This is a genomic window from Camelimonas sp. ID_303_24, assembly GCF_053543495.1.
Window position 1 is genome coordinate 67023 of record NZ_JBLLJM010000018.1, and the last position, 6866, is coordinate 73888.

Below are 6866 nucleotides of genomic sequence, written 5' to 3' on the forward strand. Positions count from 1 at the left end.
GCGCCCATCATCTCCCCAGGGCGTCGAGACGCTCAAAACCGCGCTGTCACGCCCAGAATTGGTCCATGTGTCAGCATATCGTACCGGTACAGTTTGTTGCCGGCGCCCGTCTCGTAGTCGACGTAAAGCGCGCGATAGCCAATCATGGCGCTCCAGGCGGCGCGCTCCGTGCGCGCGAACTCCCAATTGACGTAGCCCATGGCCTGCCAGGAGAATTTGCTGCCCGCGCCGAAACCGCCGACATCACCACGCAACACCATGTCGAGCTTCGGCGAGAAGCGGTGGCGCAGCCGCAGGCCGACCAGCGGATCGACCCAGGTCACGTCGCCAGATTTCGCGAAAGCCCGGCCCCGCCGGATGGCAAGGCCATCAATGTTCAGGCCCGCCGCCAGGTCCAGGTCCGCCTCGATGTTTTGCCACCAGAAGCGACCGCCGCCATAGATATCGAGCGCAGTTTCGGATTCTCCCGATGTCACGCGAAACAGTTCGTACCCCAGGGCCACTTCAGCAATGACCATCTGGAACTGCACCGAGGCGCGCGCGCCGACCTCGCCGCCAACCTGAGGCTGGACGCTGCGGACGCCGCCGCCATCCGCGCCCAGTTTCATGTAAGCCAGATCGGCCATCACCGAGAAACGGTCGCGCCTGGCTTCGAAGGCCCCCATCATGCCAAACAGTTGCTCCGGAATTTTCCGGTCCAGAACCTGATCAATACTGGCGTTGATGTCGACCGTTCGCCCCCGGACCGTTGTCGAACCGTTGAGCGCCGGCAGCCATCCATAGGGCATGACGCTGAATGTCCACGGCGACGGCGCAAGGCTCGCCGGCCCGGGCGCGGCCGCCGGAAGATCGGCCGCGAGCGCCCCTCCGCTGCACAGCGCAAGGCCGGCCAAAGCCGCAAGGCTGATCCTCGCCGTCATCATCTCGCCTCCCAGGTGTAGTCCCCGCCGCGTTTTGTCTGGGCAGCTTCATGGGCATTTCATACCTGTTGCCGCGAAAATCTTGCCATTTCGCGCCACTGCGCCTGCTTTGGGCAGAATGCCGGCCCAACCGCTGGCGGGCGGGTGGGCGTCGCAGCACTGTTCACAAACATTCGACGACATCGTCCGAAGGCGCGGTCATGGCTGAATTCACTTGCCAAATTAATCAGGATCGACAGAATTCAGGTGAGGGAATGGCCGCATGCCTTTGCCCTGCGGATGGCCATACGCAAGGCATGTTATGCGGCGGCGCCCAGCGCCTGGCGGAGCGCCAGCCTGACGAAAAACCCCACATGCAGGAATAGACAGATCGTTTAGAGCTGGAGCTTCCAATGACAGGGATTCCATTGACGCGCTGTCAATTTTTGATCCCTTTCGTTGACGTGCTCGCCGACATGGGCGTTGCTTCGGAGTCATTGCTGGACAAATTCCGCTTGCCAACGTGCGTCGTTGAAAAAGCGCAGCTTTTTATTCCACTCCTGCCGACGATCCAGTTCGCGCAGGCCGCCCAACAGGTGCAGGGCATTCCGGATTTTGGCTTTCAGGCGGCGCGCCAATTGCAGCTTTGCCACCTGAGCGAACAGATGCTGACGATGCTTGGCCATGCGCCAACCCTGTACGTCGCCCTGCAACAGGTCTGCAAATGGGCGCCCTTTGAGGACACCATTCTTCGCGTGTGGCTGGAGCGCTGCGGCGACCAGATCCGCATCTGCAGCAAGCTCGCCGGGACAGGCGACCTGCCACATCTGGAGCATTCGCAATGGCTGCAGCTGATCTTCCCAATACATATCGTCAGGCATTTTGCGGGTCCGCGCTGGCATCCGGCGACAATCGCGTTTGAATCCCGTTACACGCCAACCCGCGACACCCGGGCCCTCTGGCCGCACACCCGCTTCCTGTCCGGACAACCGGCCTCCTGGATTGATGTGCCCATGTCGCATCTCAGCCTCGCCAACCCGGGTGCAATCAAGCCGTCGCCAGAAAGTGCAACGGAAGATGATCCGGCCGGCCATGACATCATCGCCTCATTGCAGCGGCTGTTGCCGACCTATCTGGATCAGGGTCCCCCCAGCCTCGCAGAGGCGGCCGAAATCGCCGGCCTCAGCAGCCGCAGCCTGCAACGCAAACTCGCTCAGGCGGGCCTCAGCTATTCTGATCTGGTGGACGCGGCGCGATACGAGAACGCAAGCCGGCTGCTGCGCGAAACGCACATCAAGGTTATCGATATCGCGCTGTCCTCGGGCTATTCCGACCATGCCCATTTCACCCGGGCGTTCCGCCGCATGACCGGCCTTACGCCCCGGCGCTTTCGCCAGCAGGCGCAGATGGGAGGGAATGCAACATTTGCACCCCGATGATGCCTCCCGCCAGGCCCCAATCGACATTCTGGAAGCGTATTTCCCCATGAGGCCGCAATGCGGACAGTTTGCCGGACCTGAATACGCTCCAGCCGGCGCCCGAAGCCTGGCAAGAAACCTGGCCAGAACCCTGGATTGACCCCATGATTGCCCGCTCCAGCCTTCCGGTCCTCATCGTTGGCGGCGGCCCGGCCGGGATGATGGCCGGGCTGCTGTTCGCCCGCATGGGCGTGCGCACTGTCGTGCTTGAGAAGCACAAGGATTTCCTCAGGGACTTCCGCGGCGATACGGTTCATCCGTCCACGCTGGACATCTTCAGCGAGCTTGGCCTTCTGGACGCCCTGCTCGCCCGCAAGCACGACAGGGTCGAAACGATTGGCGCCATCATCGGCGGCCATGAATACAAGATTGCCGACTTCCGCCGGCTGCCGGGTCCGGCGCATTTCATCGCCATGATGCCGCAATGGGATTTTCTCGACTTCGTCGCGACGCAGGCGCAGCAGCTCCCTGATTTCAGCCTGCGGATGGAGGCGGAAGCGGTCGGGTTGATCGCAGACGCGGAGCGGATCGGGGGCGTGCGGCTGGCCAACGGCGAGGCGCTGGAAGCAAGGCTGGTCATCGCCGCCGACGGGCGCTGCTCCGTGCTGCGCGAGGCCGCCGGATTGTCGCGGCAGGATCTGGGAGCGCCGATCGACGTGCTCTGGTTCCGCGTACCCAAACCCCGCACGCCCGACAATCGCACCCAGGGCTACATTGACCGGGGCGAGATGATCGTCACCATCGATCGCGGCGACTATTTTCAATGCGCCCGCGTCATTGCGAAGGGCGCGGCGGACCGGGTGCGGGCTGCGGGCCTGGAGCGGTTCCGGGCGGATGTGGTGGCGACGGCCCCGGCCCTCGCCGGGCATGTCGACGCCATTACCGACTGGAGCGATGTAAAGCTGCTGACCGTGTCGCTGGATCGCCTGACCAGCTGGAGCCGGCCAGGTCTGTTGGCCATCGGCGATGCGGCGCACGCCATGTCGCCGGTTGGCGGCGTGGGCATCAACCTTGCAATTCAGGACGCCGTCGCTGCGGCAAATATCCTGGCGGCGCCGCTGGCGCGGGGTGACGATCCGGACCCGTTGCTGCATCTGGTGCAAAAGCGCCGGATGCTGGCCGTCAAAACGATCCAGACCATCCAGCGCCTCGTCCACCGCAAGGTCATCGGCGCCGCCATGCAGGAGAAAGCGCCCCACGCCCCCGCGTTCGTCCGTCTTTTGCAGGCCGTGCCCGCGTTGCAGGCGCTGCCGGCCTGGCTTTTGGGCCTTGGCGTGCGTCGCGAGCACATTTTGACAGGCCCGCCGCCTGGTTGATCGCCCCCGCCCCTTGCGCCCTGCCGACTGTCTTTGCCCGTTGCCGTCGCAACGCAATGCCGGCGATGGCGCCAGCATCCAAAGTGGTAGATCGCGGTTAAAGGCCACGCCAAACGGACAGCTTTCAATCAACGGGCGATGGCATAACGATCCAGCACCTGCACGTAGAACCCATCCTGCACTCTGATCGAACGAGGGAGCTTGAGATGCGGGTGGCCATCGTCCATGAATGGCTCGTAACCTATGCCGGTTCCGAGAAAGTTCTATCCGAAATGCTGAAGGAGTTTCCCGAAGCCGACCTGTTTTGCCTGGTCGACTTCAGCGAAGACGGCTTCAAATCCCAATATATGGGCAAATCATTCCGGACCAGTTTTCTTCAGAAATTTAAATATCTATCCAGCGTATACCGCTATTTTTTCCCGTTGATGTGGGTCGCTGTCGAGCAACTCGACATGTCTGGCTATGACGTTATTATCTCGAACAGCCATTCTGTCGCCAAGGGCGTGATCACCGGCCCGGACCAGCTGCACATATGTTACTGCTATACGCCGATGCGTTATGCATGGGACTTGCAAAACCAGTATTTGCGGGAACAGCGCTTCGATGGACGGCCGAGCGGGCTGGTTGCCAGAGCCGTTCTGCACAAGGCCCGCATCTGGGATACCCGCACCGCCAATGGCGTTGATCATTTTATCGCCTGCTCGGAATATATTGGCCGTCGCATCCGCAAGGCGTACCGCCGCACGTCGGACGTTATCTATCCAGGCGTCGATACCGATTACTTTCAGATTGGCGGAACAAAGGGCGATTACTATTTTACGTCCTCGCGGATGGTGCCCTACAAAAAAATCCCGCTGATTATTGAGGCTTTCCGGCTGATGCCGGACAAAAAGCTGGTTGTGATTGGCGATGGCCCCCAATACGGGGATGCGCTGAAGGCGGCCGGGCCGAATGTTTCAGTCCTCGGGTACCAGCCGGACGATGTGCTGCGGAAGCACATGCAGGAAGCCAGAGCCTTCATTTTCATGGCGGAGGAAGATTTCGGCATCACGCCGCTGGAGGCCCAGGCATGCGGCACGCCTGTTCTGGCCTTTGGACGGGGCGGCGCCTCGGAGACCGTGATCGACGGCGTCACCGGCTTTCATTTCTGGGAGCAGAGCGCGCAGGCCGTGTGCGATGTCATCGCGAAGTTCGAAGCCTCCACGATCACGTTCGATCCTGAAACCCTCCGGCAACATGCCGGGCGGTTTTCCATTGATCGCTTCCGTCGCCAGTTCAGGGATCTGGTGCTGGCGAAGTGGCGGGCGCATGGCGGCGCGGATACAGCCAGGCAAATGGGGGTGAATGATGAAGCGCGCCTTCGTGACAGGAGTAACGGGGCAGGACGGGGCCTATCTGACCAGACATCTGCTTGACAAGGGATACCGTGTGTTCGGTGGACACAGAAGAACAAGCACGCAGAACTTCTGGCGTCTTGCTTATCTGGGCGTCGAAGGGCACGACAGGTTCTCGTTCATTGAGCATGATCTGACGGATCTTGGCTCCAATATTCGCGCGCTGACGCTCGCCGAGCCGGACGAGGTCTATAACCTCGCCGGGCAAAGCTTCGTGGCTGTCTCCTTCAAGGAGCCAACGCTGACGGCGCAGATATCAGCTGTGGGCGCCCTGCAGCTTCTTGAAGCAGTCCGCATCGTGAACCCGGCAATCCGGGTTTACCAGGCGTCATCCGCCGAAATGTTCGGGAAAGTGCAAGGCATGCCCCAGACGGAGGACACGCCGTTCTATCCCAGAAGCCCTTACGGGGTTGCCAAGCTGTTCGGTCACTGGTCTGCGGTAAATTACCGTGAATCTTACGGAATATTTGCCAGCTCCGGCATTCTGTTCAACCATGAATCGCCCCTGCGCGGCGCCGAATTCGTCACCCGCAAGATCAGCATGGGCGCGGCGCGGATCCGCCTTGGCCTGCAGGAGCGCCTGACCCTTGGCAATCTCGACGCAAAACGGGACTGGGGCTTTGCTGGTGAATTCGTCGACGGCATGTGGCGGATGTTGCAGGCCGATGAGCCCGACACCTTCATTCTCGCCACCGGCGTCTCCACAACCGTCCGGGATTTCGCCAGCCAATCCTTCGCGGCGGCGGGCATTGACCTGGACTGGACCGGATGCGGCGATGATGAAGTGGGCCGGTGCTCGGAGACAGGACGCCGCCTCGTTCAGGTTGATCCGGCCTTCCGGCGCCCCTCCGAGGTCGATCTGCTGCTGGGCAGTCCGGCCAGGGCGAGGCAGCGCCTGGGCTGGCGGCCGGCGACCACGGTGGCGGAACTCGCCCGGATGATGGTGGAAGCCGATCTTGCCCGCGAAACGCCGGTACGGCGCCAGGCCAGCTGACCGCCTGGTTTCGGCCCGGATCGACCTGTCCCATCCGCGACCGTTGATCCACGCTCCCGGCGACGGGGCAAGCCTGCTTTCATTCCGGCGCGCGGATGCTATCGCCCGCTCATGCAGTCCCGTTTCAACCACGACATCGCCTGGCATGATGATTGTCGACATTGAAGACTTTTTCACCCGGGGATGCGGACGTTGTAACCGCTTCGACACGCCGGACTGTGCGACGCGCCCCTGGGAGACGGGTCTTCGCAGCCTGCGCGCCATCTGCCTCGGGGCGGGACTGACGGAGGCCGTGAAATGGGCCCATCCCTGCTACATGCACGGGCAGCGCAATATCGCGATCATTGGCGCATTCCGTAACGACTTCCGCCTGTGCTTCTTCAACGCCGCCCTGATGCGGGACCCGGAAGCGGTGCTGGAGCGTCAGGGACAGAATACCCGATCGCCGGACATGATCCGCTTCACCTCAAATGACGACGTCGCCAGGCTGGAGCCGGTGATCCATGCCTATCTGCGCGAAGCCATCGGCTACGCCCGGGAAGGCGTGAAGCCCGCCAGAGATACCGGCGGCTACGACATGCCAGCAGAACTGTCGGAAGCGCTGGACGCCGATCCCGCCCTTGCGGAAGCGTTTCACGCCCTGACCCCGGGGCGCCAGAAGAGCTATGTGATCAATCTCAGCTCCGCGAAGCAGGCCGAAACCAGGCTGAGACGCATCGCCGGCTTTCGCGACAGGATCCTGGCGGGGAAAGGCGCGATGGAACGCTAGGACTGATCGACATTCA

General features: G+C 62.2%; 6 protein-coding genes. 5 read left to right on the plus strand and 1 reads right to left on the minus strand.

Going from position 1 to position 6866, the window contains the following annotated elements:
* Positions 1–32: 32 nt before the first annotated feature.
* Entirely contained in the window at positions 33–923 is an 891-nt protein-coding gene (locus ACERNI_RS15100; protein ID WP_448834082.1) for a hypothetical protein, read from the minus strand.
* A gap of 440 nt (positions 924–1363) precedes the next feature.
* On the opposite strand from ACERNI_RS15100, the gene ACERNI_RS15105 reads away from it, so the two are divergent.
* The 5 genes from ACERNI_RS15105 to ACERNI_RS15125 all read left to right on the plus strand — a co-directional run bounded on the left by ACERNI_RS15105 (position 1364) and on the right by ACERNI_RS15125 (position 6850).
* Positions 1364–2338 (plus strand): helix-turn-helix transcriptional regulator, encoded by a 975-nt coding sequence (locus tag ACERNI_RS15105; RefSeq protein WP_448834083.1) that lies wholly within the window; start codon positions 1364–1366, stop codon positions 2336–2338.
* Between the two features lie 143 nt (positions 2339–2481).
* A complete protein-coding gene (locus tag ACERNI_RS15110; protein ID WP_448834084.1) occupies positions 2482–3693 on the plus strand; it encodes an FAD-dependent oxidoreductase in 1212 nt (403 codons plus the stop codon).
* 206 nt (positions 3694–3899) lie between these two features.
* Positions 3900–5108 (plus strand): glycosyltransferase, encoded by a 1209-nt coding sequence (locus ACERNI_RS15115; protein WP_448834085.1) that lies wholly within the window; start codon positions 3900–3902, stop codon positions 5106–5108.
* A complete protein-coding gene (gmd, locus tag ACERNI_RS15120) occupies positions 5038–6081 on the plus strand; it encodes a GDP-mannose 4,6-dehydratase (protein WP_448834086.1) in 1044 nt (347 codons plus the stop codon). The genes ACERNI_RS15115 and gmd overlap by 71 nt, the downstream gene beginning before the upstream one ends.
* Before the next feature lie 145 nt (positions 6082–6226).
* Positions 6227–6850, plus strand: a complete 624-nt coding sequence (locus ACERNI_RS15125; protein WP_448834087.1) for a YdeI/OmpD-associated family protein — start codon at positions 6227–6229, stop codon at positions 6848–6850.
* Positions 6851–6866 lie beyond the last annotated feature (16 nt).